Here is a 26,972-nt window from a genome sequence, read left to right as displayed (position 1 = left end):
TTAGACTATCATTTATGTTGAACAACAATCATAGCCTTATGATTTTTAGCGTTTTTTAGGATAAAAACAATGACAATGCTAAAATGGATTCGACAGGAAAAAGCCTCTAATTTAGTACTCTTCATTCATGGACTGAATGGAGGTGGTAATACTTGGAATTACAGCGATGAAGTTTCCTTTCCAAAGTTATTAAAATCGGATGAAGATTTAGCAAGTTTTGATATTTCATATTTTGAATATTTTACAAACTTCACAAGTAAATTCAATGTAGCGAAAGGCTTCTTGAGGAAGCTTTTTAACTCTACAAATAAAATACAAATGAACCTGCCGGTTGACGAATTATCTGAGCTCTTAGTTACAGAAATTGATGTTAACCTTTCAGAATATAAAAACATCATATTTGTAGCTCACAGCATGGGGGGGTTAGTCGCTAAATCATGTATTTTAAAAATGATAAAATATGGTCGCAATGATAATATTAAAGGTTTTATTTCCCTTGCCGTTCCTCATGCTGGCTCTGAGCTTGCGTCCTACTCATCAATGATATCATCAAGTGCCCAGATAAAAGATTTGAAAGTATTTAGTGATGAGACCGATTCTTTAAATAGGGAATGGCTTGCGTCAAATCAAACGCCAAGTGCAAAGTTCATTTATGGCACAAATGATTTAATAGTAAATAAAAAAAGCGCATTACCAATTCAAATCCTAGCAAAAGACTCAATAGCAGTTCATGAAGATCACGGTACAATCTGTAAGCCTTCAGATACTGATAACAATGTATATAAATTAGTAAAAAGATTTATATTAGAAATTGATCGAGACAATCGAGAGCCATTAGTTACAAATGATTTCGTCGATGAAAATCAATATGATAATGAATACTTTGTATTAAAGATGATTGTAGCTGATGTACATGATGACATTTCTAATCATGCAAAGGAATATTATTATAATGCGGAATTAGCGAGAAATTTCTTTACAAGCGATCGTGACAGAGCGATATTAGATGGATTGTATCGTAAAATTAAAGGGTTATATCAAACCCAGTTTCAATCAGCCATAGCTAACCATCTTACTTCTGATCAGTTATTATCAGCGATCCACAAAAAAATTGAAGATGAAGATCGTATTGCATTAAATGTTTTACTCTCTGATTTCGATAATTTGCATAAAAAAGGTATGCTTCATCAGCTAGCCAACAAATCAAATAGAGATGTAATTTGGTCTGCTGATACTACACTTGAATCGCTGAATCAGCTCAGGAGTAGTCAGTGAGCATTTTACCTTATATTCCGTTAGATGAAGAGTTTAGTCTCAATCTATGCATGTTAATAATTATCACAGAGGGTTTAGGAGAGAATAAAAACTCTGACGCTGTGATGGATATTAATAAAGCGCAGATATTTATGTACTTGATAAAAAATCCATCTAAAATTGAGCGGGCGATGTTTTTAGCTGGTAAAAAAATACCAATAATTGATAGAGAGGAAACTTATACGATAAAAGGTCTCTCTCTAAATGTTGACATTTTATTTAATAGTAGAAAAATAAAAGAATTAATAAAATACCTATCTTGCAAAGGGCTTATTGAGGCTTTAAGGAATGATGGTGTTACATTAATTAGACTATCAGAGAATGGAAAGCTCTTTTTCAATAATTTAGATTCTGATTTTTTCAATCAGGTTAAACAGCATGTAAAATCAATTTCTGCTTTAAAATCCTGCACAACACCCAAGCTCAATAAATTGATAAATGACCTAGTAAGGATATCAGAATGAAATCATATTTAAGGATTGAAAAATTAATTCTGGCAGGATTAAGAAAAGATTATATTGTCTCTTTTACGAATGGGTTAAATATTATTCATGGTGATTCTGACACAGGTAAATCCAGCATATTAGAATTTATAAATTATTTACTTGGGTCAAGTAGAATTGAATTGGCTGATGAGATTATATCTTCTGTTAAGTTCGCTGCCATGGAGGTTTTTATAAATGACTCGCCTTTTACTATAATAAGGGACATCTATAAACCATCTGAATTCATTGAAGTTTACCCAAGTTTGTATGAAGAGAAAGATTCTTTCTTACCCGGGAAATATGCACCTAACTTCAAAATAACAAATGCTCCGGACGGTTTTTTTTCTGATTTTTTAATGGATAAACTTAATTTTCCTAAACTGAAGCTAAAAGTGTCTCCAACTCAGGAGGTATCTAAGTTTCAAAGACTAAGCTTCAGGAACATTATGAAATTCGCCTATGTTAATCAGGATGACATGGGAAGTAAGTCACTATTAAACTTAACTGAATGGGGACGTTATACTCAAACAAAAGAAGTATTTAAGTACATTTACAATTTGTTCGACGCAGATATAGCCGATATTGAATCTCAAATTTCAGAGAAAAAAACTGAACATGCTAGGTTGGTAAAGAAATATGATAACGTTGCTGAGTTCCTAAGAGAAACTGGCTATGAAAGCATATCATCTTTAGACGACGCAATAACCGAATGTGATACCCTCATAGAAGACATTGAAGAGTCTCTTGATGAAATTAATGCTACTATGACAGCTGATTCTGAAAATTATAATGAATTAAAGTCACTCCATAATGAATTCAATTTAAAAATAAAAGGTTTAAATAAAAAATCTATCGAGCTTAGCCACAAGAAAGATCAATACATTAGACTTAAAAATGACTATTTAAATGACGTTAAAAAGATCAAAGCAATTCACGTTGCTAATGAAAGAATTGGCTCGCTAGCAGATGTAAAATGCAACTGTCCAATCTGTGACAATATAATGTCAATCAATACCACAGATGGCGGATTCATTAATTCAAAATCAGAACAATTAGATGAAGAACTTAAGTCATTAATCAAAAGAACGAAGTCAATTGAAGAATTGATAATAGGTATTACAGCTCAACAGCATGATATGCTAGTTAGTAAAAATATATTAGAAAAAGATCTTATAAAAGTGAGTGAAATGATCGATTCTGAATCTAGGGAAATGATCACTCCATTTTTAACACAGCGAGATACTTTAATCAAAGAGATTGTTAGCACAAAAAAACAGCGAGAAAACCTTGTATCAAACTTACGAGTAAGAAACCATCAAGAAGAAATTCTAGTTAGACAAAATACATTAATTGATAATTTAGAAAAATTAAATGAAGAATTGGATCGACTCAGATCTAATGCTCCAAGTATAGATGGTGTACTATCAGATTTAGCTGATAACTTAAACGATTTTCTTGCTAAAATTAATATAAAAAACAGAACCGGGATAGATATTAATAAGAGCCACTTTTCGGCAATTGTTAGAGGAAAAGACTACTTCAATATTACCTCAGGTGGATTGAGAACAATAGTCTCCATTGGCTACATGTCTTCCATACTCAAAAGCTCAATTAAAAATGATATTAATCACCCACGTCTTTTAATGCTCGACACAGTTGGTAAATATTTAGGGAAAAATTTAAAAGAAAAATATGTCGAGTTTACTGATAAAAAGGAAGATGTAATTGAGGGTGCCTCTGACCCCTTAAAATATGAAAAAATATACTTCAACCTTATTGATATCTGCAATTATGCAAAAAAAAATAAAACCCCAATTCAAATCATAGTAGTTGATAATGATGTGCCCGAAAATTTGGCCGAAAAGTTGAGGGAGATTACTGTCGCACAATACAGTTCAACCGGTGAAAATGGTTTACCTATTGGTCTTATTGATGATATTTAGTTACAATGCCGCCTTCTATCAAGGCGGCATTAATTCCATATCCAACCGCGAGTAGCATATAGACGCATGTTTACCGGTTTCGGCTGTTTAAATGTACTTCTTCACTAGCACGCACCTCCATATGTCCATAAAGAAAAATCAATCCACGCGGTTATTTTTCATGTTCTATTTAAAGAACTCTCCAATACGTCTCGTAAATCATCATATCTCTTACACCATGTTAATATGGCATTATCAAGATTATCAGTTTTAAATTTTATTTTGTTTTTTGTAACAAAAGCCTCAAGTTGATCTACAACGGCACCGATTGCTGCAGTTTTAGTTTTCCATCCTTCTGCCGGGCAGTTTATTTTAAGCAACCGCTTTAACTCATCTCGTGCGGGTGCTAAAGCCGTGGCTGTAGCCTCTCCACCCTTCTTTCCATGATCTTGCTTTTTCTTTAACGCCAATTCAGAAGTCTCTACACGGTCAGCGTATAGCCCAGCCCCCTGCCAGACTCCACCACAACCAGCTGCTCTTGCCATAAATAGCAATCCTTCACGCCGGTGCCCAGAAGAATAACAATACTGCCCCCAGTGGTAAAAGAAGAATGCAATGGCAAGATACGTTCCAAACTTTCCATTCCATTGTGCAGAAAAATTAGCATCGTAAAGCATGCATTCAAAATTATCATCCATGATATGGCCGCCTTCCTCCCTTGAATTTATTAATTTTTTCTTTTGTTTTACTCTCGCACCGGCCACGGAGTTCATTGTAACTACTGATATCATCATCACTACCGCTGTAGCACGATATAAAACGCTCAGCTTCGCTCTTTACTGAAAAAAAATACCATCCAGAACACTATCGTCTTTCATGCCAACCTCTCTTAAAACGTCACATTCCACAGCTTTTTTTTCTTTAGGTACATATATGGATCCCATTTTTCCCTCTAGGTAAAGTTAGCCCCATCCATACAGGGCCAACAAGTAACAAATCAGTATGAACACTCAACCTGAAGTGCTGATTGGCGGCAAATCAACTGGAATTATCATTCCAGGGAAAGTGCTTGAAGTCGCGATAAAAATTGATTCACGTCGCTATCTTTTATTCGTGACGGATGACATCATCTTTGAAGAAATGCTGACGATCCTGCTATTAAATTCCTCTCAAGGCATAGTAGAGAAAATGACTATCGGTGGTGCTTATTCTTCAGGTCACTTTGAGGGTTTCGACCCGCTCAGCAAGCTTTCGCTTTATCGGTGATACCGCATGGACAGTAAAAGTATCGCCATCACCCACGTTTAAACTGCCCTTTTCCGATCCTCGCGGTGTAAGCCGTGCAATGGGATTGAGAAAATATATTGATATCTCCGCTACCCTTGCTCCGGCCAGTTTCCGAAGTAGCCGATAATCCAAGCGGCATCATCCTGTCCATGTCGCAAAAAAGATGACAGAGCAGCAAAACTACATGGCATTGGTATAGGCTTCATAAACCATACGTTTTAATTGCTAAAGCTAATTATGTCTCAGAATAGCATTAAGCCGTAATTTATAAAATTAACCCTCTATTAATCGGCTTGTTATCTAACCACTCAGTATCATCGGCCGTAACTTAAGCTTTGCCATGACATTCAGCAAGTAATTGCTCGAACGTATAATCCGTGTATATCTTCAATTCGACAAGCACTGGCTTATCATTAGATTTGTTATTGTTACCGCTATACATTAAACTTCCAATTTACTAAAGACACTCTCTTATAAAAGCACCAATTAACATCATTGCATTTAGCACAGCCCTATAAACTTTTATAGGCATTTTCTGGGTAAATTATTGAAAAGATCTTTCATTCTTCACGTGTCTAATTCCGCATCATTTATCAAGCTCCTCTAGTCTATTTAAGACAAATTATGCATTCTTCGGCTATCACTACGTACCCACTGTATCATCACATTTTTGTCAGGAAGACAGGAGTTTACATGGCAGTTATACCAATTACCCCAGATGGGGGCACCTCTGTTATTTGGAAAAACATGCGCGAAGCACGCATTCATGGAATGCCGCGAGACATGGCCACTATTCGTGTATATTATTGGTTTTACCAAAAAGTAAGAAATCACGGCCCCTGGGATTACAAGCAACAAAGTTATCAGCTACAGAATTTTGGAAATTTTAATTTTGGTGCAACAGGTACAGCTGCAGGCATCCCAGCTGATATACTTTTGATGGGTGCAGGATGGGCGCAGTCCCGTGCTGGGACCAGTCAGTCGAACTGGGGGCACTGGTACAGCAAGCCACCTTATGGTGATGATCCCCGTGACCAGTTCTGGATAAGACAGGGAATTGATTATGCTAAGCAACACGGTTTTTAAGCGTCTGCATTACATTTTGACGTCCATATTACTTATTATTGTTGCTGTTGGCGGAGTCGTCTTCTACGCTGAGCATTCATCACCGGACGATATTCTCTTCAGTAAGAAACAACTTAGCCCCAATACATGGCTCTACATCACAAAATACCAGGGTGGCGGTGCTACCGTTGGCGCAGTCTATCGCTACTATCTCAACAAGCCACTGAACAAGCCATTGCCTGTACTCCGCGATAGCGGACCATTCTTAGTCAGCGATAAGAGTAATGCCGTGTTTACCACCGTCGGTGACCGCATCCTGGTCAGGATAACCGGGAAGATCTACAGCTTCTCAAACTCTGCATCTTTCTATTATGGCAATATGCCGATTATGCTACTGATTGATTTGAATTCAACCGCAACAGGACGCTATGGCTCATAAACCGTCGTGCCATAGTTACTTATTCGAAAATCGTCGCCAGTCGAGCCATCACATCATCAACTATTTCTGCTGGAGCATCCTCCAGCTTCCTGCCGTGTCGTGAAGCCATATCCAAAGCGCGCGGTTGATCGCAGCGAACCACGCCGACGGTGCGCATACCGGCGCCATCGAGCGGCACTGCAAATCCCGCTGTACGGGCAAAGTTGCCGCCGTTAGTGACAGGCAACACAACTGGTGTTCCCGTCAATCGGTTAAAAGCACCAGGCGAAACTATCAAAACTGGCCGCGTTCCCTGCTGCTCATGTCCCAAAGTTGGGTCAAGTGAGACTAGCCATATCTCCCCTCTTTCCATCAGATCAACTCTCCTCCGACTGGTTTATTATTCAGCCATTCACGGTCATCAGACGAAACTTCAGCTTGGCTGTCACATTGAGCAAGCAACTGCTCAAGCGTATAGCGGGGGCGAGATTGTGCTTCCACAATCAGTCGGCCAGCATCAACAGCCATACCCACTTTCGCTCCAGCATTTAGCTGCAAAACATCCAGCAGCGCAGGTGGCACAGCCAGCATGACAGAGCCCCCCACTTTTCGCAGATTTGTAATGTACATAACCCCTCCAGCTTTATTATATAAAAATATAATATCACAACTAAACGCTTTCCACGTAAGCTGTAGAGAAAATTATGAGCCTTGCAAAACATCAACAGGCACCGCCAAAGCAATGCCTGCAATTTTACTAACCGTCATCAGTTCTCAGTTAGTAAGTGGTCTTCGCTCTCCAGCCGCAAACTCAGCATCTCAATGCGTTCCACCAGCACCCACAGCAAGATATCGCGGGCTGTTGGGTGAGTGAGTTCGGTGATGGTAAAGGCCAGAGTGCGGCACTGGTCACATAACTCGGTGGTTTCTAGCGGGGTGTAATCATAAATTCCGTCATTCATCATGGTTATCTCGAAGCAATCATTTAGTTATATGCGCAATTTATGGCGCATATTGCCGAGATACAGTGTCAGGACGCCAATCCTGTCGCCGGATTTTGCCGACGCATGGCTACCATAATCCTCGCTGACGCACTTATTCAAGCACACACGTTAGGTTGCAGCCGATTCTGGAAGGCGGCGCATAAAACGTGAAAACTACGCGTGCTTAAACAAACAAATCGCGACTCGCTAACCGGATTTATAAGCGCTGCGTGACGAGGATCGGGGAATTAAAGGCGGTAAAGAACGTGTATATCTCCAGGTTAACCCGCCTTCATACACCGGGTCGTTGGGAAAAGACGGTCGCCACCACAGTATATGAAGCCCACTTATCTTCCTGCCATCGTCGCGGCTTAACACTCGCAGCGGGCACGCTGTTAACAGGGATGAGGCCTGCCGGAGGTAAGCCGGACGTCACGCGGCAGGGATGCCGCGTGCCGAGGCCCGCAGGGAGCGTCTTTTGCCGTTCCGGCGTGCTCTGGCTGGCCTCAGGCCGGGTTGCTGATCGTATCGCGATGGAAGTCATGTTGGTGCGGGTTTGCAGGAGGTACCCTGCGGCACACGAAAGCCCCGGACTTCTGCCGGAGCCTCTGCGGGTCGACCGGAAAAGATGGTCGACCCCTACGGTATATGAAGGATCGGAGGTCGAACGAAAAAAATGGTCGCCCCCTACGGTATATGAAGCCCACGTATCTTCCTGCCATCGCCGCGGCTTAACACTCGCAGCGGGCACGCTGTTAGCAGGGATGAGGCCTGCCGGAGGTAAGCCGGACGTCACGCGGCAGGGATGCCGCGTGCCGAGGCCCGCAGGGAGCGTCTTTTGCCGTTCCGGCGTGCTCTGGCTGGCATCAGGCCGGGTTGCCGATCGTATCGCGATGGAAGTCATGTTGGTGCGGGTTTACAGGATATTCCCTGCGACATTTGAGGCCACTGAATTCTGCCTGAGCCTCTGCGGGTCGATCGAAAAAGATGATCGACCCCTACGGTATATGAAGGATCGGAGAACGACCGGAGACCGACCGGAAAAGAGGATCGCCCCTACGGCATCATTCCATTTCTCAATATTTGCAGGTGTGTAATCCATACAGCGCGAGCTGCAGTAATGTCCTCAGAGGCAGTGAAAATAAGTGGGGGTTTACTCTTAGCGGTAAACTACCCAGGCGCACTGCTTGTGCCATGCGCCTGTTTTCTTCAGGAGGGGGTTATTCTGCGAGCGCATCAACCATCGAGCCGACCACCTGCATCTCTTCGCGGCTCAGCAGCATTTCGATATTCACCAGTATCACCATGCGCTTATCCAGCACGCCCAGTCCCGCAAGATAGCGGCTGGTCATCACCGAAGAGACGTCCGGGGTGGGCTTGATCTGGCTGTCGTTTAGCGACAGCACATCCGCGACGCCATCGACCACAATGCCCATCACCCGCTCTTTCAGGTTCAGCACAATCACCACCGCGCTGTCGTCTTCCGCCACCACCGGCAGCTCGAAGCGCGTGCGTAAATCGACGATAGGGACAATGACGCCGCGCAGGTTGGTGACGCCGGTAATAAAGTCCGGCACGTTGGGGATGCGCGTTACGCGGTCGCAGCCGCGGATCTCCTGTACCTTTAAAATATCGATACCGTACTCTTCATTTCCCAGGCGGAAGACCAGATACTTTTGTACTGCAGCGTCGGCCGCAGCAGAATGACTGTCGGTTGATAACATTATTGATTTATCCCTTTCTGCGCGGCGGGCAGGTCACGCAGCCCCGCCAGCTCAATAACATCGAGGATCAACGCTACGCTGCCATCGCCGAGGATGGTGGCGGCGGAGATACCCGGAACTTTGCGATAGTTGTGCTCAAGATTTTTCACCACCACCTGGTGCTGACCAATCAGCTGGTCAACCCACAGGGCGTAACGGCAGCCGCCGCTCTGCACGATCACGATAATGCCGTCATCGCCGCTGGCTTCGCCCGGTACGGCAAAAGCCCGGCGCAGCTCGATTAACGGCAGATATTCACCGCGCACGTGGACCAGCCGTGAATCGCCGACAAACGGGTACAGCATATCGTCGCTCGGCTTGAGCGACTCCATCACCACGTTGAGCGGCAGCACGTAAATCTCGTCGCCGACCTTCACCGACATACCGTCGAGGATCGCCAAAGTGAGCGGCAGCAGAATGCGGATAGTCGTGCCCTTGTCGCGTACCGAGTGCACCTCGACGTGGCCGCCCATGGCCAGGATATTGCGCCGCACCACGTCCATGCCAACGCCGCGCCCGGAAACGTCGGTAACGTTCTCCGCAGTGGAGAATCCCGCGGCGAAGATCAGCATCCACACCTCTTCATCCGGCGCGGAATCAGCGATATGCGTGCCGCGCGCGCGTGCCTTCGCCAGCAGCTTGTCGCGCGGCAGCCCCGCCCCGTCGTCGGTCACTTCAATCACGATATTGCCGCCGTGATGCTCTGCCGACAGCGTCAGATTGCCGGTTGCGCTTTTACCTTTACGCAGGCGCTCCTCTCTCTCTTCAATACCGTGATCGAGGCTGTTGCGTACCAGATGCGTCAGCGGATCGATAATGCGTTCGATCAGGCTCTTATCCAGCTCGGCCGAACCGCCTTTCAGCGTCAGCGCCACGTCTTTATTCAGGCGGCTGCCGAGGTCATGCACCAGGCGCGGGAAGCGGCTAAATACGTAATCCATCGGCATCATGCGGATCGACATTACCGACTGCTGCAGCTCGCGCGCGTTGCGTTCCAGCTGGGCCACGCTGCTGAGCAGCATGCCGTATTTGGCCGGGTCGAGCTGCGCCGTCAGCTGTGAGAAGATCGCCTGCGTGATAATCAGCTCGCCGACCTGATTAATAATCTGGTCCACCTTTTCCACCGCCACGCGGATGCTGCCGGATTCGGTATTGGCCGGGCGTTTAGGGGCAGCAGATTTTACTGCGGCTTCTGTCACCGGCGGTGTAACGGGCGCGGGCGGCTCAGGGGGAGTGGGTGGCGCAGGGGGAGTGGGTGGCACAGCGGCGGCGGCGATCGGCTGGATCGCAATCTGTGATTCATCGAGCACAAAGCACAGCACCGCGCTGATATCATCAGCCGCAACGCTGGTCTCCAGCTCCACCGTCATCCCGGCTTCCGCTGGCTGATAGCTGATAATTTCACCGAGGTTCGCCAGCTCATCGCGCAGCAGCGTCCGATCATCTTCACCCAGCCGCGACAGCGTAATCATCAGGCGGTCATGGCGGGCAGGAGCGTCTGCTGCCGGGGCAGCGGCGGCAACATCCGCAGTCGCGCAGCCCTTCTCCAGCTGCGCGATTTGCTGAAGCGCTTCGCAGATATAGCGGAAGCTCTCTTCATCCGGTTCCTGCGACGACTGGTAGGCTTCCAGCTGCGCTTGCATAATGTCCTTACTTTCCAGAAAAAGGTTAATCATCTCGCGGCTCAGCTGCATTTCGCCGCAGCGCGCTTTATCCAGCAGGTTCTCCAGAATGTGCGTGGTCTCCTGCAGCACATCAAAACCAAAGGTCCCTGCCCCGCCCTTCAGCGAGTGGGCCACGCGGAAGATGCCGTTAAGCTGTTCGATATCCGGATTAACGATATCCAGCTGCAGCAGCTGCTGCTCCATCTCGGTGAGCAGCTCCTCCGCCTCGGCGAAGAACACCTGGGAAAACTCATTCACGTCCATCGTTATCACCCTGCACTGCGGTCACGGTTGTTCCCTGCGGCAGCGGCGCGTCCGGCTGCTGCAGGACGGTATTCTCTTGCAGCACCTGGCGCTCTTTTAGCTTGCTCAGGACCAGAATGCTGATGCGGCGGTTCATCGGATTGTCCGGGCTGATGTTCGCCAGCCCCATGCGGCTGCCGGTGCCGATCACGCGCAGGAAGCGCCCGTCATCCAGCCCGGCCCTGACCAGCACGCGGCGCGCAGCATTCGCGCGGCCCGCAGAGAGTTCCCAGTTGCTGTAGCCGCCGTTACCCCCGGCGTAAGGCAGGGAATCGGTGTGCCCGGTCAGGCTGATCGGGTTGGGCAACTGGTTCAGTAGCGGTACCAGTGCATGCAGGATACCGTTCATATAGGGCGCGGGCGTCTCGCTGCCGGTGCGGAACATCGGCCGCTCCTGGCTGTCGGTGATCTGAATCATCAGGCCATCGTCGGTGAGCGTCAGCAGCAGGTTGGATTTGAAGTCGCTGAGGCGCGGGTCGGTTTCAATCATTGCCTCCAGCAGCGCTTTGGCACTTTTCAGGCTCTGCACGTTCTTAAAGCGGTCCAGATTATCGACCTTGTGCTTGAACACTTCGCCATCCTGCTTCATCGGGTCGTCGCCGCCCCCCGGAATAATGCTGTCGCTGTAGCTGGTTTTGTTACCGTTGGCCATGGTGGGCTTAAGCGGCATGCGGAAGTAGTCGGCGATCAGCTCGCGCTGCATCGGGGTCGAGGCTGAAAGCAGCCACATCACCAGGAAGAAGGCCATCATGGCGGTCATAAAATCGGCGTAGGCTATTTTCCAGGTACCGCCATGATGCGCATGTTTTTTGTGCTTGCGCTTGCGCGAGCGGATGATGGTCGTGGTGCCTTTCATTCCGTCGCTTCCGCCGTTTTACCACTGGTGCTGGCGTTACTTTTGACCTCTCGCACGTGGTTTTCCAGCTCTTCAAACGATGGGCGTTCGCTGGTGTACAGCGTTTTGCGACCAAATTCGACGGCAATCTGCGGCGCATAGCCGTTCAGGCTGGAGAGCAGCGTCACCTTAATGCACTGCATCATTTTGAGCTGGTCGCTGCTCTTCTGGCGCAGCAGCGTGGCCAACGGCAGCACGAAGCCGTAAGCGAGAAGAATACCGAGGAAGGTCCCTACCATCGCGTGGGCGATCAGCATACCCAGTTCGGCCGCGGGGCGGTCGGCGGCGGCCAGCGCATTCACCACGCCCATCACCGCGGCAACAATACCGAATGCCGGAAAAGCATCGCCGACGGTATTCAGGCTGTTGGCCGGGACTTCCAGCTCCTCCTGGCGGGTTTCGATCTCTTCGTCCATCAGATCTTCGATCTCATGGGAGTTCATGCTGCCGCTGATCATCAGACGGAAGTAGTCGAGCACAAAATTGATTAGGATAGGGTCGTTAAGCAGTCGGGGGTAGGCAGCAAAGATGTCACTACTGGCGGGTTCTTCAATATCTTTTTCCAGCGACATCAGCCCATTAATGCGGCTCTTCGACAGCAGCAGAAACAGCAGCGCCATCAGGTCCATATAGACCGCTTTATTATAGCTGCGCCCGATAAACAGGCGCCCCAGCGCTTTACCCGTTGCTTTAAGTGATTTAGCGTTATTACCGACAATGAATGCGCCAACGCCTGCACCGCCGATGATCAACAGCTCAATCGGCTGAAACAGTGAGGCCAGGTTGCCGCCAGACATCATGAACCCACCAAATACCGTAACAATTACAACAAGATAGCCAATAATAACTAACACAACGACTCCTATCTACTCTTCAAGTCCGATGTCGGCATCTCGGCCACCATCGTGTAACAGCCATCTCGTAAACTGCCGGGTCGGTTAAGCGGATGCCGCCAGCTGCTGCTGGTTGAATGCGTTAACATAATCCTGGCTACTGGCCTGTGAGCGTTTCAGCGCACGCGAAGGCGGGCTGCACAGGCTGCAGGTAAAGGGATTTTTGATGTATTCAGTCGACACCACAAACCCGCCTTTGCACACGCTGCAAGGCTTTTGAGAAATAATGCCGCAGCTTACGAAGCGTAATAAGGTCCATGCTCGGGTTAATCCCAGCACGGGTTTTTCTGCGGAACGCGGATAGCACTGTTCCAGATAAAGACGGTAAGCCTTCATCAGCGTTTCAATCGGACGACCATTTTCCGTCTTTTGCAGATACAGGCAGATGTTATAAAACATCGACGAATGAATATTCTGCTCCCAGGACATAAACCAGTCTTCGGAGAATGGCAGCATGCCTTTCGGAGGGGGACAGCCACGCAGTTCTTTATATAAGCGCAATAAACGACGGCGGCTTAATGAGGTTTCTGATTCCAGTACCTGCATTCTGGCCCCCAGGGTAATCAGTTCCATGGCAATATTGACCTCATGAATCTCTTCGAGCAGGCTTTTGTTATCGCACATTTTTCTCACCCTCGTTGACAGCGTTATGGTGCAGGCACAGATTGTTCAGTAAATCAGTCGATAAAATAATACCGGTGTGAATCTGCTGGAGCGCTTCAATACGCGAATCTTTAGTCAGGTTTTCAATCACCACTTCATCGTCCACGCGCAGACGGCAAATAAGCTGATTTGTCGATGCCAGCTTCATCAACTGTGGCAGCGACAGTTCCTTCAGATTATCAATCGTCCCTTCGGATAAACCGAGGCGGAAACCAGCGGCAAATTTATCCTTGCGAATAAGTTGCTGTGCCAGAAGCAGGTAGGACAGGTTAATATCATGGATACTTTGCAGGCTTTCATCAAAATTTGGCATTTGAAGTTTCTCAACTTTACGCAGTTGATAATGGACATGTGATTATGTGAAGTAGCCAATCACACCCTGATTACTTAAGCTGACGCAGAGAACGTTTTGGTATTTCCCCCCTGTTTAGCCACGCGAATATCATCCAGCATGGAAAACCAAAGAGAATACGTTCAACACCAAACGGCGGCTGCATCAAAATGTGCGAGCATCCTAACCAGCTTAGTTTCAGACCACAACACACCCAAAGATTGTTTCATGCAAAGCACCAACCTATCTTATTGATATTGATCAATATTAATAAAAATTAATCATTATTAATTTTAAGGGAATTAATATAATAAGAACCTTCTTAAGAAGAAAAACACACATATAGGACAAAAAATGGACAGTGCAATTATTATTTTCTCTGCCAGACAGAATTATCAGGATGGTCGAGAAGCATCCATTCTTGCTCTTATTCTTTTTATCGCCAGGCTGTGGAGCTGGCTGACTCGCGTTTCAGTAAGACCAAACACCAGCCCAATTTCCTTCATGTTTAAATCCTGCTGATAATAGAGCTGCAAAATCCTCTGCTCTCTCTCCGGGATCATACTGATATGTTCGCTTATTTTACCGATCAGGTTATCCTGCATCGCCTGGTTAAGCGGATTTAACGACTCATGTTCTTCATCGACGCGTTCGTAAGCGTCTGCAAACTGCTCTTGTAATTCATCCAGCGAATAGACCTGGCTGCTATTGGTATCCGCCAGCATCTGCTGCAGTTCCTGAACGCTGACATCCATTCTTTCAGCGATATCAGCTTCGCTGGCTTCCCCGCCCTTTTCCTGCTCTATTTGCTGGATCATCACGGTCATTTCGCGCGCGTGTTTGCGCACTCGTCTGGGTACCCAGTCGCGCTCGCGCAATTCATCCATTAATGACCAGCGAATTTTTTGTGAAAGGTAAGCACTTAACGTCACACCTTTCTTCGGATCAAAACTATCGATGGCAGATAAAAACCCCAGTGATGCGGCCTGAATCAAATCGTCAAGCTCAACGCTGGCAGGTAAACGCTTCTGTAAGCGAAGGGCTTCCTGGCGGGCGATATGCTTATATTTCGCCCACAACGCCGTTTTATCTTCAATGCCACCTGAAGTATATATTCCTTCCACGCTACCATTCCCAGCTGATAATACCAGTAAGAATTATCAGGTGAAACACCGTATTTAAATAGTGCGAAAAGACTTTATAAAAACGGCTAATCTTTCCCTTTGAATACAGAATGATAATTAAGATGATTAACAGCGATAATAATCAACACTATTGGTGCTCATTCTCAGAATTAAAACGTTTCCCAATTATCATTGTCATTATCCGTCACTGGCGGTTTAAAAGTACGCCCCGGGGCTACCCGTGAAGTTGCCACAGTCTGCGGCTGCGGCGCGTCACTGAGGACAAACTGCGACACCAGATTTTCCAGCGCGTCAGACTGCATTTCCAGCTCGCCCGAGGCCATCGCCGCCTCTTCCACCATTGCCGCATTCTGCTGAGTGACCAGATCCATCTCATTCACCGCCTGAGAAATCTGGTTGATACCGGCACTCTGCTCATCAGAAGCTGAGGTGATTTCACCCATAATTTCGGTCACCTGAGTCACGGAAGAGACAATCTCCTGCATCACGGCGCTGGCCTGTACCACCTGACGCGAACCGGTGTCCATGGTCGCCACACAGGTATTAATCAGCTGATTAATCTCTTTTGCCGCTTCCGCGCTGCGCTTCGCCAGGTTACGCACCTCTTCCGCCACCACCGCAAAACCGCGGCCCTGCTCACCGGCACGCGCCGCTTCAACGGCGGCATTCAGCGCCAGGATATTGGTTTGATTGGCAATACTGTCAATCACGCCGTTGATGTCGGCTATCTGACGTGAACTGCTGGTGATCTGCTGCATAATCTGCTCAAGATTGTGCATCGCCTCACCGCCGTTGCGCGCATTGCCGCTGGCGCTTTCTGCCAGCTGGCGCGCCGTGTGCGCGTTGTCTGCATTCTGGCGCACGGTGGTTTTAATCTGTTCCATGCTCGCAGCGGTTTGCTGCAGTGCAGATGCCTGCTCTTCGGTACGTGATGAGAGATCGCTGTTACCGGTAGAGATTTCACGCGCGTTTTTATGAATACCCAGCACGCTTTCACGAATGCCCGAGATGGTCGCGGTCAGCGAGGTACGCATCTGCTCCAGCGCCTTCAGCATCAGACCGATTTCGTTACTGGCACCGCTCTCTACCACTTTGCTGAGATCGCCCGCTGCGATGGTTTCCAGCGAGTAGATCGTCAGTTCCAGACGGTTAGCGAGGGTACGTTTCAACCAGATCCGCACAATAAACAGCATCAGCAGTGCGCCAATCAATACGGTCACGCCCAGCGCGATCATCTGCTGGTAATCTTTCTCCGCTTCATCCAGATATTCCCGATCGTTACTGTCTGAGTATCCCGCATAGGTCGCCATTTTTTCCCGCAGCAGATTACGATTCTGCACTTCATCTTCCAGTGAGCCCGTGTAGGCGGCAGGGTTAGCGATGTAATTCTTTTTCAGCATCGCCGTTTTATACAGCGCTTCAAACACCGCCTTAACCTCATTTGCCGCGTTAGCCTCCTCAGCGGTATTAAACGGTGAGGACATAAACAGATCCATGCGCTCGCGGGCGTTTTTCAGGATCCTGTCAGCCGTCTGCACCATCTCAGGTGATGCCGGATTGCCCAGCTGCTGTTGCAGCATCAGTCCGTTAATGTGGCCAAAGCTGGAACTGATGTTATAGGCAGCATCCCTGAGCGAGCGGTCATTCACCGATGAAACAACAATGCGCTGGAGGTTTTTGTTATTTCCCGTGGCGTTATAGACGGAAAAAACAGTGGTGAGTAACAGCACCAGGGCAAACAGCCCGATGATCAGGCTGATTGCGCTTTGTATTTTTAGATTCTTAAACATAGTGTCCATACGCTATCCCGCCGGTAGAGTGAGCCCCCCGGTGGGATACGCCTATACAAATAAGGAGGAAAGAGGGTTATGACCTGAACAGCGTCATTTTTTGCATCGCCTGGAATACCAGCATCGAGGACTCCATGGCGTACTGCGACATTTTTGCGTCACCGGACAGGCGGGCCATGGTGCCAATATCCGCGCCGAGCACGTTGGTCAGTTTTTCCATCATTGCGTCGCGGTCGGCATCACCCTGCATATTGAGTCGTTCAATCTGCTGCATATGAGTACCCAGCTCGGACTGAACCTTACCAATGCTGCTGATACCGGCATCAACCGCGCGGTTGGCATCGCCCAGCGCCAGTTTCACCGCATCCGGATCGATCGGATCGGCCGTCAGTGCCGCCGCCGCCGCCTGCAGATTTTTAAACAGATCGTCCGGCTCACCACTGTTAAAGATATCCTTGCCCAGGTGCCCGGTCTGGATTTCGGTCCCTTCGTCGATGGTCTGCCGCTGTGCCGTATCGCCGCCCATGTAGTTGCCCAGATCGTCATAAGGTGCGATGTCAGTTTTGAAACCGGAGAACAGGTAACGCCCGCTGCCATCGCGGGAGTTGGCTAAATCCGTCAGGCTGCTGGTGATGCCGCTAATCTCTTTCCCTAGCGCGGCGAGATCTTCCTTCGATGCCGTCCCGTTCATCGCCGCAAGGATCTTGCTGTTCAGCTCTTTTGATACCAGCTGGCTCATCGACTGCAGCACGGAATCGGCCTGTTGCATGTTCCCCATGACGGTTGAGCGCGTGTTGCTGTACAGCTCCATTTTTGCCAGCGCATTCTGATACTTCACCGCATCTGCCGCGCCCTGCGGGTCATCCGAGGCGGCCATCAGGGTTTTACCTGCGGATAAACGTGAGTAAACGCTGTAAGTTTCATTAATGCGCGCCGACATGGTTTTGACGCTCTGGTTAAACATATGTTGCGTACTAAGGCGCATACTCTTTCCTCAATTATCTGGGCCGTTATCGAATGGCCAGTAGAGCATCAAACATGTCGGTAGCGGTTTGCAGGATCTGCGCGTTGGCATTGTAATACTGAGAAAACATGCGCAGCTTCATCCCTTCTTCGTCAATATTTACCCCGACCACCGACTGCCACTTTTCACCCAGTTCGGTCAGTACGCTTTGCGCCGTTTTCAGGTCGGCCTTAAGTGAGCTGGCTGACGAACCAATGGCGCTGACCAGGCTGGCATAGGCTTCGCTCAGCGTGGCTTTACCAATCAGTTTTTCATCCTGGATACCTAGCAGTTTTTCCAGGTTGGTATTATCGGATTCACCGCCATCAAAGGTGCCCGCCGCGGCAATCTGATTGCCGCTGGTAATGGCCACGTCCAGACCTTCCGCCACGCCCTCAGCCGGATTGAGCATAAAGCTATCGCCTTCAAGCGGCGCACCGCTGACGCCGATGGACAAACCGTCAAACTCAAGCTCGCCCATTGGGTTAGTGGTGTGGGGAACCACCCGGCCGTCCGCGCCCTTCACTTCCCAACCGCTGGCGGTGCGGGTGATGGTGTAATCCTCCGCATTCACGCTGCCGGCAGGGCCATTGAAACGCGGCATCAGGCGGGCATCACCGCCATTATTGCGGTTGGCGTAAGCGCTCGGGTCCGGGATCTTGAACAGATCGCCGCCTTGTGTTCCGTCAGCATCAAAGCCGTCACGGTTGACCTCGTTAAAGCGTGCTGCCATCTGCAACGCCATCTGGTTCAGCTCGTTACGTGCCTGGCTCAGATCGTCGTTACGGAATTTAAACAGTCCGCCCAGCTTGCCAGCGGTGAAACGTTCCTCATTCAGCTCCCTGGCATTGCCGCTGCCATCAACATACGACACCACGGTTTTATTAGGGTTGGCATCAGAGACAGAGGTTTCCAGCTCGAACGAGCGGTTGCCGGACACCAGCGGGCGGCCATCCGGCATCGCGACATCCACGCGGCCAGTCTGTTTATTTTCCGCGATCTGAATGCCCATCTGCCCGCTGAGTGAATCCAGCAGGTTATCGCGCGCATCCAGCAGATCGCCCGGTGGAGTACCGTGCTGCGCGGTGATTTTCTCGATCTCTTCATTCAGCTTCGCCAGCTGGGTGGTGGCATCGTTAATCTCTTTAACGCTCTGCTCTATCTGGCTATTGGTACTTTTTTCCAGGCCGCTAAGACGTTTGCTGGTGGTATTAAACTGGTAGCTGACTGAACCCATGGTGTTAAATGCCGACTGACGCGCAGCTGGCGAATCCGGTTCACTACTGAGGGTTTTCAGCGATTTAAAGAAATTATCCAGCGATACTGAGGGGTTAGCATCGCTGTTGCCCATCATGTCGTCGATTTCCGCCAGCTGCTCATAGCGGCCAACCAGCGCGCCAACGTTGCTGTTTGCCCCCCGCAGCTGGCCGTTCAGGAAACTGTCATTATTACGATAGACGCCGTTAACCTGGGCACCGTAACCGTAAAAGCCATTGCCGGTGCTCAACCCGCCCGCTTCGCCAATAATAATATCGCGGCGGCTGTAACCGGCGTTTGTCGCATTATTGATGTTGTTACCGATGACATATATTGCGGAATTCGCGGTACTGAGACCACTTTTGGCTAGATTAAATAGATTCATATTTTATCCACGAAATTCATCGTGCGCGGCCCGAATCAGGGTTCAGACGGCGCCTGTTTTTTACTGTCCTTATTACTTCATCGGTGATTCACAAATTTACTAAAACGTCTTTACTAAAAAAGTTGTGACAGGTCGGTTTTATACGCCTGCAAGCCCTGGGTAATATTGCCTTTGACCTGTTGGATAATATTGATCAGCTTGCTGGCATAAGCCGGATCGGTGGCGTAGCCCCCCGCCTGCAGCGCGCGTGCGCCCTGCTCGGCAGAAGGTGACTGCACCACTTTCTGATAGCGCGGGTTGTTCTTCAGCAGCCGCGCATAGTCACTTAATGCCTCGCCGTAGGAGTCATAAACGCGAAACGCCGCCTGGATTTTCTGCGGCGTGCCGTTGATATATTCGGTGGTGGTAATTTCGGTGGTTTTGCCCTGCCAGTCCCCGCTGGCCTTAATGCCGAACAGGTTGTGGCTTGGCTTGCCCTCCCCGGTGAGAATTTCGCGTTTTCCCCATCCGGACTCCAGCGCCGCCTGAGCCAGAATCAGATGCGGATGGATGCCGCTGCTCTGCGCGGCCTGCAGTGCCGGGCGCAGCAGGCGGGAGATAAACGGCTGTGAGCTGCTGCTCTGGGCAGTCATCGCGCTGACCGGCGTGGCCCGTGTGCTTGCCGCCACGGAGGTGGCGTTCAATGGCGCATGAGGGAGTGAATAAGGCCCCGGGGCCGGCGCGGCAATGTGCTGCGCCTGCCCGGCCGGATCCTTCACCTCTCCCCCCATCTGGCGCACGATCATATCGGCAAAGCCGAGCGGGCTTTTTTGCGCCAGATCCTGCGCCAGCTGCTGATCGTGCATCGAGGTGTACATCTCCGAGGCCTGGCTATGCATCAGGCCATCCTTAAACCCGGCATCACGCATGCTTTTCAGCATGATCTGTACGAAGATCCCTTCCATCTGTTTCGCGGCGGCGCGCAGCGCCTGCGGTGACTCGCTGCTCCCCGCCTTCAGCTTCAGCGGGTCCAGCGAGCGCAAATCCCAGGAGGCCGTATTAAACTGGTCGATCTCACTCATCAGTTGGTCTCCAGCCTGGCATGCAGGCAGCCCGCGCTTTTCATCGCTTCGAGGATCGACATCAGCTCGTTTGGCGTTGCCCCCAGGCCGTTGAGCGCCCGCACCACATTGTTGAGATCGGTGCTGCTGCTGACGTGCTGTAGAGCGCCGCCGCTATCGCGCACCGAGATATCAGTCTTTGGCACCACCACGGTTTCGCCACCGCCAAACGGCGTATCCGGCTGGCTGACCTGGTTATTCTGCGACACTTCCACCGTCAGGCCGCCGTAAGCCACCGCGCAGGAATCCAGCGTCACGTGGCGGTTCATCACTACCGCCCCGGTACGCGAGTTGACGATCACTTTGGCATCCTGGATCCCCACGCGCAGCGGGATATCCTGAATATTGGCGAGAAAGCGCACGCGCGAGGGGCCATCAGCCGGGGCAAACAGGCGTACGGTACGCGCATCTTCCGGCATCGCCGCACCGCTAAAACGGCGGTTAATCTCATCGCTGATCAGCTGTGCCAGCGAAAAATCGGTGTCGTTGAGCTGCAGACGCAGCGCGCTCTGGCTGGCAAAATCGTTCGGCACCGCACGTTCAACGCTGGCACCGCCGCTAATGCGCCCGCCGTTGAGCTGGTTAACCTGTACCCGGCTGCCGCCCGCCTGCGCACCGCTGCCGGAGATCAGCACGTTGCCCTGCGCCAGCGCATAGATCTGCGCATCTGCCCCCTTTAGTGGCGTCATCAGCAGCGTGCCGCCGCGCAGGCTTTTGGCATTGCCGAGTGACGAAACCACAATATCGATGCGGTCACCGGGACGGGCAAAAGCGGGCATCTCCGCCGTCACCATCACCGCCGCAATATTTTTCAGCTGCATATTAGTGCCAGCCGGTACAGTGATGCCCAACTGGGACAGCATGTTATTCAGGCTCTGCCCGGTAAAGGGCGCCTGCATGGTCTGATCGCCGGTGCCGTCCAGCCCGACCACCAGGCCGTAGCCCATCAGCGAGTTAGATCGCACGCCCTGCACCGTCACCAGGTCGCGGATGCGCTCGGCGTGAACGCAGGTTGGCGCCAGCATCGCCATCGCGCTTAACAGCATGGTGCAGAGTAAAAAAGTTTGTTTTTTCATCGTCATATCAGAATGGTGAGAGGTTCAATAACACGCGCTGCAGCCAGCCCATGTTCTGCGCTTCATTGATGTAGCCATTGCCCACGTATTCGATACGCGCATCAGCCACCTGGATGGAGGACACGGTGTTATTGCCGCTGATGGTGCGCGGATTCACCACCCCGGAGAAGCGGATAAACTCGGTGCCCTGGTTAATGGCAATCTGCTTTTCACCCACCACCTGCAGATTGCCGTTGGGGAGCAGGTTCATCACCGTCACGGTGAGGGTGCCGGTGAAGGTGTTGCGCGCCGCAGCGCCGCCCTTACCGGCAAAATCCGACTTGCCGCTGGCTGCGAAATCTAACTTGCCATTACCCAGAAAACCGCCTACCGAATCCGGCACGGCAGTCAACCCGGCCCCGGCCGAGCCATTACGGTTGGCGCTGGCGCTGGAGCTTTTGCTGGCGCTGACGTTCTCCTGCAGCAGGATAGTCAGCGTGTCGCCGACGTTACGCGGCCGCCTGTCTTCAAACATCGGCTGATAGCCATAGTTCATCCCCTGCCCACTCTGAAACAGCGAGCCGTTTGCACGGGTCGCAGCCATCGCTAACGGTGCTGCGCTGGTCGGGCCCTGGACTAAAGGCTGCTGCAAAATATGCGCGCAGCCACTGAGGAACATCACCACGCTCAGGGCGGCGCTGGCGGCACGACCACGGCGATAAAACGCACTGAATTTATTCATTTTATTGGCAACTTAACGGTCCGAAACCCGCCAGGCTTGCGCACTGACGGGTACAGGTGAGGATTACAGCTGCGCAAGGCGCTGGAGCATCTGATCAGAAGCCGAAACCGCCTTACTGTTGATCTCATAGGCGCGCTGAACCTGGATCATGGTGACCAGCTCTTCCGCGACATTGACGTTGGAGGTTTCCACATACTGATGCTTGAGGCGGCCTGCGCCATCCATGCCCGGCGTGGCTTCATTCGGTGCGCCGGAGGCCTGGGTTTCCACATACAGGTTGCCGCCGATGCTCTCCAGACCGGCATCGTTGATAAAGGTGCTGAGCGTCAGCTGCCCGACCTGCTGCGCCGCCGCCTGGCCTGGTAGGGTCACGGTGACAATCCCGTCTTCACCGACGGTCAGCTTCTGCGCGTCCAGCGGCACGGTAATATCCGGCTGCACCGGGTTTCCCTCGGCGGTGACCATCTGGCCGTTTTCATTGCGCTTGAACGACCCGTCGCGGGTATACGCGGTGGTGCCATCCGGCATCTGTACCTGGAAGAAGCCTTTACCCTGAATGGCGATGTCGTAGTCGCTGCTGGTCTGCGTCAGGGAACCCTGGGTGTGCAGACGCTCGGTCGCCACCGGCGCCACGCCCGTACCCAGCTGCATGCCGGTTGGCAGCGTGGTCTGCTCGGAAGCCTGTGCCCCCGGCTGGCGCATGGTCTGGTACAGCAGGTCCTGGAATACCGCGCGCTGGCGCTTAAAGCCGTTGGTGCCGACGTTGGCGAGGTTATTAGAGATAACATCCATATTGGTCTGCTGGGCTTCCAGACCGGTTTTTGCAATCCATAAAGAACGGATCATGTTAAGACTCCTGCGCGGGCATTAGCTCACGCTTAAAAGCTGGTTAGCCTGTTTGGCATTTTCATCGGCGGTACGAATAGTTTTCATGTTCATGTCGAAGCTGCGTGCGGTGGCGATCATTTCGGTCATCGATTTGACCGGGCTGACGTTGCTGCCTTCCAGTGCTTCGGGGCTGAGGCGCATCGCTTCATCGGCGGCCAGCGCACCGCCGCCAGCCGGGTGGAACAGCCCATCATCGCCGTGCAGCAGGCTCTGCATCTCCGCCTGCGCCAGCTTGATACGCCCGACCGGCGTCACTGCCGTTGGGTCATCCCCGGCGCCGAGCGCCGTCAGCGTGCCGTCCGGCGCAATGGTCACGGCGGACTGCGGTGGCACGGTCAGCGGTGCGCCGTCGCCCATCAGCGGAAAACCGTTAATGCTCAGCGCCCCTTCGCTATCCACCTGAATCGCCCCGTTGCGGGTGTAAGCTTCCTGCCCGTCGGCCATCGCCACGGCCAGCCAGCCGCCCTGCGGCAGAGCGACATCGAGGCTGCGCCCGGTGTGATTAATCGGCCCCATGCTGTTGTCGTGGTATGGCGTGCTCTCGGCCACCAGCGCACGGGTGGCGTGCGTTTCACCCTCGATCGGCACCGAGCGGAAAGCCGCCAGCTGGGCACGAAAGCCGGTAGTGGAGCTGTTAGCCAGATTATTGGCGGTGACGGCCTGACGGTTCAGCGCCGCATTGGCGGCGCTCATGGCGGTATATATCGCGCGATCCATTATCTGCCGCCGTTATCGCAGGTTAACCAGGGTCTGCAACAGCTCAGACTGGGTTTTGATGGTCTGAGAGTTGGACTGGTAGTTGCGCTGATAGACGATCATGTTGACCATTTCAGCGCCGAGATCGACGTTGGAGCTTTCCAGTGCCCCACCGGTCAGCTTACCGAAGCTGCCAGTGCCGGCGATGCCGACCACGGAAGGGCCGGACTGCGGTGATTCGACCCAGGTGTTATTGCCGTTCTGCTGCAGCCCGCCCGGGTTGGTGAAGTTTGCCAGTACCACCTGGGCAATCAGCTGTTTTTCACCATTGTCATAGTTGGCAACGATTTCGCCGTTATCGCCGATCTGGAAGTTGACGTATTTGCCCGGCGCGTGGCCATCGATGGTGGCAGGATCCATCGCATTCTCACCCGAGTTCTGCGTCAGTCCTGAAAGGTCGAGGGTCATATCGATTGGCGCTGCGCCGTTGAAAGCCGCACCTTTCACCGCCAGGCTGGCAGGGTCGGTGACCATTTTTCCGTTGCTATCAAATTCGATATCCAGCTTTTCATAGGGAGCACCGCCACCCACAGGGGCTGAAGAGTCATTGCTGTATGCCGTCCACTGGTTATCGGCGGTTTTGACATAGTAGATATCAACAGTGTGGCGGTTACCCTGGCTATCATAGGCTTCAACCTGGCTGGAGTAGCTGTAGGTATCGCCATCTTTCGGATCGAAAGGGGTTTTCGTGACAATCTCTTCACCTGACTTCAGGTTGCCGGTCAGTTTGCCGCTGGTGGATGCCACTGGCGGCATACCGGTCTTATTAATCTGAATCGGCCCCACGCCCGCGCCCGGTTGAATCGCCGGTGGCGTGCCGGTGGCCTGATAGCCGGTAAGGCGCAGGCCATTACTCATGTTAGTGATGTAGCCATTAACATCGGTATCGAACTGGCCGTTACGGCTGTAGTACGCCTGCCCTGCTTCATCCATCAGGCGGAAAAAACCGTTGCCGCTGATGCCGAGATCGAGATTACGCCCGGTGCCGGTTAAACCGCCATCGTTGAAGTTCTGGCTGGTACCGGCTACCTGCACGCCCATGCCCTGCGCACCGGCGAAGATATCGGCGAAGGAGACTGAACCCGCTTTAAACCCATAGGTTTGTGAGTTGGCAATGTTGTTACCCACCGAGTCCAGCGCGCGCGATGCCGCATTGAGGCCGCTCAGGCCTTGTGAAAAGCTCATAGTAAAATTCCAGAAAGTGAAGTGAGTAGTTAACGAATAACGAAGATCTCGCTTAACGTCGTGGTTTTGCCCTTAGCCAGATGCAACACCGCGCCCTGTGCTCCGAAGGAGACCGCTTCAATCTTCTCGGCAACCAAACCAACGATCTCAGGCGCCTGGCCCTCGGCCGCGCTGGCGCTATAGGTCACGGTGTATTCCATGTCTGCTTCTGGCTCAGACGGTTTGAAGTTCTCCAGGTCGTCGAGGCTGAACTCGTTAATACCCGCTTTCGTCTTCGACCCTTTCAGCTCGGCGGTATAGGCCTTACCTGCTGCATCGGTCAGCGTCACGGTGACCTTCTCTGCTTCCCCCCCGAGGGCAAAGCTCAGCGGTTTTTCGTCACGGGCGGTATCCACTCCCCCCCAGGTCACTTTCTGATCGCCCTCAACCATGACTTCGCGGCCAACCCAGGATGCCGAGCTCATTTGCTGCATATTGACCAGCAGCCCGCCCACGGTATTCAGCGATTTATTCAGGCTCTCAACCCCGGCAGCGGTGTTGAACTGTGCCAGCTGGGAAGTCAGCTGGTTATTGTCCATCGGGTTAGTCGGGTCCTGGTTCTGCATCTGTGCCACCAGCAGCGTCATAAAGCTGTTGGTGAGGTCGGCAGCGCTGCTGCCGGTGCCAACACCGTTATTGCTGTTGTTGTTTACGGAAGAAACTGCCATAAAGTTATCCTTACTGGCCGAGTGATAATGTTTTCAACATCAATGACTTTGCTGAGTTCATCACTTCGACATTGGCCTGATAGCTGCGGGAGGCGGAAAGCGTGTTGACCATCTCGTTCACCACATTGACGTTGGGCATGCGCACGTAGCCCTGCCGATCCGCCAGCGGATTGCCCGGCTCATACACCAGCCGGTCCGGCGCGGTGCTTTCCACCACCTCACCGATTTTTACCCCACCGATATCGCCTCCGGCGTGAGTATCCACCTCAAAAGTGACCTGACGGGCGCGATACGGCTGCCCGTCCGGACCGGCCACGCTGTCGGCGTTGGCCATATTGCTGGCGCTGACGTTCAGTCGTTTTGACTGGGCGGTCATTGCCGATCCTGAAATATCAAAAACGCTAAATAACGACATTTTTATGATTCTCCCTAAGCGAGGACGCTCATCATTTTTTTAATATCCGCACCGAGGAAGGTCAGGCTCGACTGATATTTCACGCTGTTATCGGCAAAGCTGATACGCTCACGATCCATATCAACGGTATTGCCGTCAGCGCTGGGTTGATCCGGAATGCGGTACAGCAAACTGGCATCGTCAAAAACCTTGCCCTGCCCCTCAATATGGCGGTTAGAGGTTAATGAGAGTGACACCGGTGATTTCGCCATTGACTGATTCGCCAGCGAGTTTTGTAACTGCTGAGAAAAATCGATATCGCGCGCCATATAGCCGGGCGTATCGGCATTAGCAATATTTGATGCCAGCACTTCCTGCCGACGCGAGAGCAAACTCAACGCCTCCTGCTGAAAGCGAAACGCATCATCAAGTTTATTAATCATCGAAGTTAGGCCTCGCGCCTGAAAATTTAACCGTCATATTTTAGCCAGCGCAGTTCAAATATTACACTGCAAAGAACTGACAGAAATAAGCGCTTTTAGCGGGTTAAAATTTCCGGCGAGATATATCAAATAACGA

General features: G+C 51.0%; 29 protein-coding genes. 6 read left to right on the top strand and 23 right to left on the bottom strand.

Going from position 1 to position 26,972, the window contains the following annotated elements; genetic code table 11:
• Positions 1–69: 69 nt before the first annotated feature.
• From QLG07_RS09080 to QLG07_RS09070, 3 genes are read left to right on the top strand one after another with little or no spacing between them, the layout of a single operon-like run.
• Positions 70–1,275: an ABC-three component system protein gene (locus QLG07_RS09080; protein ID WP_282469069.1), complete on the top strand. Its 1,206-nt coding sequence runs from the start codon at positions 70–72 to the stop codon at positions 1,273–1,275.
• Positions 1,272–1,778 (top strand): ABC-three component system middle component 4, encoded by a 507-nt coding sequence (locus QLG07_RS09075; protein ID WP_282469068.1) that lies wholly within the window; start codon positions 1,272–1,274, stop codon positions 1,776–1,778. Before QLG07_RS09080 ends, QLG07_RS09075 begins: the two co-directional genes overlap by 4 nt.
• A complete protein-coding gene (locus QLG07_RS09070; RefSeq protein ID WP_282469067.1) occupies positions 1,775–3,742 on the top strand; it encodes an AAA family ATPase in 1,968 nt (655 codons plus the stop codon). The genes QLG07_RS09075 and QLG07_RS09070 overlap by 4 nt, the downstream gene beginning before the upstream one ends.
• Positions 3,743–3,900: 158 nt before the next feature.
• Here the strand turns inward: QLG07_RS09070 and QLG07_RS09065 are convergent, their stop codons facing one another.
• Positions 3,901–4,494 (bottom strand): hypothetical protein, encoded by a 594-nt coding sequence (locus QLG07_RS09065; protein WP_282469066.1) that lies wholly within the window; start codon positions 4,492–4,494, stop codon positions 3,901–3,903.
• Between the two features lie 229 nt (positions 4,495–4,723).
• Between QLG07_RS09065 and QLG07_RS09060 the strand changes: the two genes are divergently transcribed.
• The 3 genes from QLG07_RS09060 to QLG07_RS09050 all read left to right on the top strand — a co-directional run bounded on the left by QLG07_RS09060 (position 4,724) and on the right by QLG07_RS09050 (position 6,512).
• Complete coding sequence (locus tag QLG07_RS09060; protein ID WP_282469065.1) at positions 4,724–4,987, top strand: hypothetical protein; 264 nt, start codon at positions 4,724–4,726, stop codon at positions 4,985–4,987.
• A 714-nt stretch (positions 4,988–5,701) separates the two neighbouring features.
• Positions 5,702–6,094, top strand: coding sequence for a polymorphic toxin type 44 domain-containing protein (locus QLG07_RS09055; RefSeq protein ID WP_282469064.1), 393 nt, complete (start codon positions 5,702–5,704; stop codon positions 6,092–6,094).
• Positions 6,072–6,512: a hypothetical protein gene (locus QLG07_RS09050; protein ID WP_282469063.1), complete on the top strand. Its 441-nt coding sequence runs from the start codon at positions 6,072–6,074 to the stop codon at positions 6,510–6,512. The genes QLG07_RS09055 and QLG07_RS09050 overlap by 23 nt, the downstream gene beginning before the upstream one ends.
• Before the next feature lie 19 nt (positions 6,513–6,531).
• Here QLG07_RS09050 and QLG07_RS09045 read toward each other — a convergent pair whose 3' ends face one another.
• The 22 genes from QLG07_RS09045 to flgB all read right to left on the bottom strand — a co-directional run bounded on the left by QLG07_RS09045 (position 6,532) and on the right by flgB (position 26,836).
• On the bottom strand, positions 6,532–6,864 hold the full coding sequence (locus QLG07_RS09045; RefSeq protein WP_282469062.1) for a type II toxin-antitoxin system PemK/MazF family toxin: 333 nt from the start codon (positions 6,862–6,864) through the stop codon (positions 6,532–6,534).
• On the bottom strand, positions 6,864–7,121 hold the full coding sequence (locus QLG07_RS09040; protein WP_099755275.1) for an antitoxin: 258 nt from the start codon (positions 7,119–7,121) through the stop codon (positions 6,864–6,866). Before QLG07_RS09040 ends, QLG07_RS09045 begins: the two co-directional genes overlap by 1 nt.
• Positions 7,122–7,258: 137 nt before the next feature.
• Complete coding sequence (locus tag QLG07_RS09035; protein ID WP_282469061.1) at positions 7,259–7,456, bottom strand: hypothetical protein; 198 nt, start codon at positions 7,454–7,456, stop codon at positions 7,259–7,261.
• A gap of 1,238 nt (positions 7,457–8,694) precedes the next feature.
• On the bottom strand, positions 8,695–9,198 hold the full coding sequence (locus tag QLG07_RS09030) for a chemotaxis protein CheW (protein WP_099754293.1): 504 nt from the start codon (positions 9,196–9,198) through the stop codon (positions 8,695–8,697).
• Positions 9,198–11,165 carry a chemotaxis protein CheA gene (cheA, locus tag QLG07_RS09025; protein WP_282469060.1) on the bottom strand — a complete coding sequence of 656 codons (1,968 nt, stop codon included), beginning with the start codon at positions 11,163–11,165 and terminating at the stop codon, positions 9,198–9,200. The genes QLG07_RS09030 and cheA overlap by 1 nt, the downstream gene beginning before the upstream one ends.
• On the bottom strand, positions 11,152–12,060 hold the full coding sequence (motB, locus tag QLG07_RS09020) for a flagellar motor protein MotB (RefSeq protein WP_282469059.1): 909 nt from the start codon (positions 12,058–12,060) through the stop codon (positions 11,152–11,154). Before motB ends, cheA begins: the two co-directional genes overlap by 14 nt.
• Entirely contained in the window at positions 12,057–12,953 is an 897-nt protein-coding gene (gene motA / locus QLG07_RS09015; RefSeq protein ID WP_282469058.1) for a flagellar motor stator protein MotA, read from the bottom strand. The genes motB and motA overlap by 4 nt, the downstream gene beginning before the upstream one ends.
• 84 nt (positions 12,954–13,037) lie before the next feature.
• Complete coding sequence (gene flhC / locus QLG07_RS09010) at positions 13,038–13,616, bottom strand: flagellar transcriptional regulator FlhC (RefSeq protein WP_099754297.1); 579 nt, start codon at positions 13,614–13,616, stop codon at positions 13,038–13,040.
• Positions 13,606–13,968, bottom strand: a complete 363-nt coding sequence (gene flhD / locus QLG07_RS09005) for a flagellar transcriptional regulator FlhD (RefSeq protein ID WP_099754298.1) — start codon at positions 13,966–13,968, stop codon at positions 13,606–13,608. The genes flhC and flhD overlap by 11 nt, the downstream gene beginning before the upstream one ends.
• Before the next feature lie 413 nt (positions 13,969–14,381).
• Entirely contained in the window at positions 14,382–15,110 is a 729-nt protein-coding gene (fliA, locus tag QLG07_RS09000) for an RNA polymerase sigma factor FliA (protein WP_282469057.1), read from the bottom strand.
• 170 nt (positions 15,111–15,280) lie between these two features.
• A complete protein-coding gene (locus QLG07_RS08995) occupies positions 15,281–16,921 on the bottom strand; it encodes a methyl-accepting chemotaxis protein (protein ID WP_282469138.1) in 1,641 nt (546 codons plus the stop codon).
• Between the two features lie 76 nt (positions 16,922–16,997).
• On the bottom strand, positions 16,998–17,906 hold the full coding sequence (gene flgL / locus QLG07_RS08990) for a flagellar hook-associated protein FlgL (RefSeq protein WP_282469056.1): 909 nt from the start codon (positions 17,904–17,906) through the stop codon (positions 16,998–17,000).
• 25 nt (positions 17,907–17,931) lie between these two features.
• A complete protein-coding gene (gene flgK, locus QLG07_RS08985) occupies positions 17,932–19,566 on the bottom strand; it encodes a flagellar hook-associated protein FlgK (RefSeq protein ID WP_282469055.1) in 1,635 nt (544 codons plus the stop codon).
• Between the two features lie 113 nt (positions 19,567–19,679).
• On the bottom strand, positions 19,680–20,627 hold the full coding sequence (gene flgJ, locus QLG07_RS08980) for a flagellar assembly peptidoglycan hydrolase FlgJ (RefSeq protein ID WP_282469054.1): 948 nt from the start codon (positions 20,625–20,627) through the stop codon (positions 19,680–19,682).
• Positions 20,627–21,748 (bottom strand): flagellar basal body P-ring protein FlgI, encoded by a 1,122-nt coding sequence (locus tag QLG07_RS08975; RefSeq protein ID WP_099754304.1) that lies wholly within the window; start codon positions 21,746–21,748, stop codon positions 20,627–20,629. The genes flgJ and QLG07_RS08975 overlap by 1 nt, the downstream gene beginning before the upstream one ends.
• 1 nt (position 21,749) lies before the next feature.
• Positions 21,750–22,463 carry a flagellar basal body L-ring protein FlgH gene (locus tag QLG07_RS08970; RefSeq protein ID WP_282469053.1) on the bottom strand — a complete coding sequence of 238 codons (714 nt, stop codon included), beginning with the start codon at positions 22,461–22,463 and terminating at the stop codon, positions 21,750–21,752.
• A 63-nt stretch (positions 22,464–22,526) separates the two neighbouring features.
• On the bottom strand, positions 22,527–23,309 hold the full coding sequence (gene flgG, locus QLG07_RS08965; protein ID WP_099754306.1) for a flagellar basal-body rod protein FlgG: 783 nt from the start codon (positions 23,307–23,309) through the stop codon (positions 22,527–22,529).
• A gap of 21 nt (positions 23,310–23,330) precedes the next feature.
• A complete protein-coding gene (locus QLG07_RS08960; protein WP_133622960.1) occupies positions 23,331–24,068 on the bottom strand; it encodes a flagellar basal body rod protein FlgF in 738 nt (245 codons plus the stop codon).
• A 12-nt stretch (positions 24,069–24,080) separates the two neighbouring features.
• Positions 24,081–25,292, bottom strand: coding sequence for a flagellar hook protein FlgE (gene flgE, locus QLG07_RS08955; RefSeq protein ID WP_282469052.1), 1,212 nt, complete (start codon positions 25,290–25,292; stop codon positions 24,081–24,083).
• Between the two features lie 29 nt (positions 25,293–25,321).
• Positions 25,322–25,999 carry a flagellar hook capping FlgD N-terminal domain-containing protein gene (locus QLG07_RS08950; RefSeq protein ID WP_282469051.1) on the bottom strand — a complete coding sequence of 226 codons (678 nt, stop codon included), beginning with the start codon at positions 25,997–25,999 and terminating at the stop codon, positions 25,322–25,324.
• Positions 26,000–26,009: 10 nt separating this feature from the next.
• Positions 26,010–26,414, bottom strand: a complete 405-nt coding sequence (flgC, locus tag QLG07_RS08945; RefSeq protein ID WP_282469050.1) for a flagellar basal body rod protein FlgC — start codon at positions 26,412–26,414, stop codon at positions 26,010–26,012.
• Positions 26,415–26,428: 14 nt separating this feature from the next.
• On the bottom strand, positions 26,429–26,836 hold the full coding sequence (gene flgB / locus QLG07_RS08940) for a flagellar basal body rod protein FlgB (protein ID WP_187497756.1): 408 nt from the start codon (positions 26,834–26,836) through the stop codon (positions 26,429–26,431).
• Positions 26,837–26,972: the final 136 nt, after the last annotated feature.

Origin of the sequence: Erwinia sp. V90_4 (genome assembly GCF_029967685.1) — a bacterium.
Classification (GTDB): Bacteria; Pseudomonadota; Gammaproteobacteria; order Enterobacterales; family Enterobacteriaceae; genus Erwinia; species Erwinia aphidicola.
The sequence above is the reverse complement of the archived record's forward strand: the minus strand, read 5'-3'. Positions and strand labels throughout refer to the sequence as shown.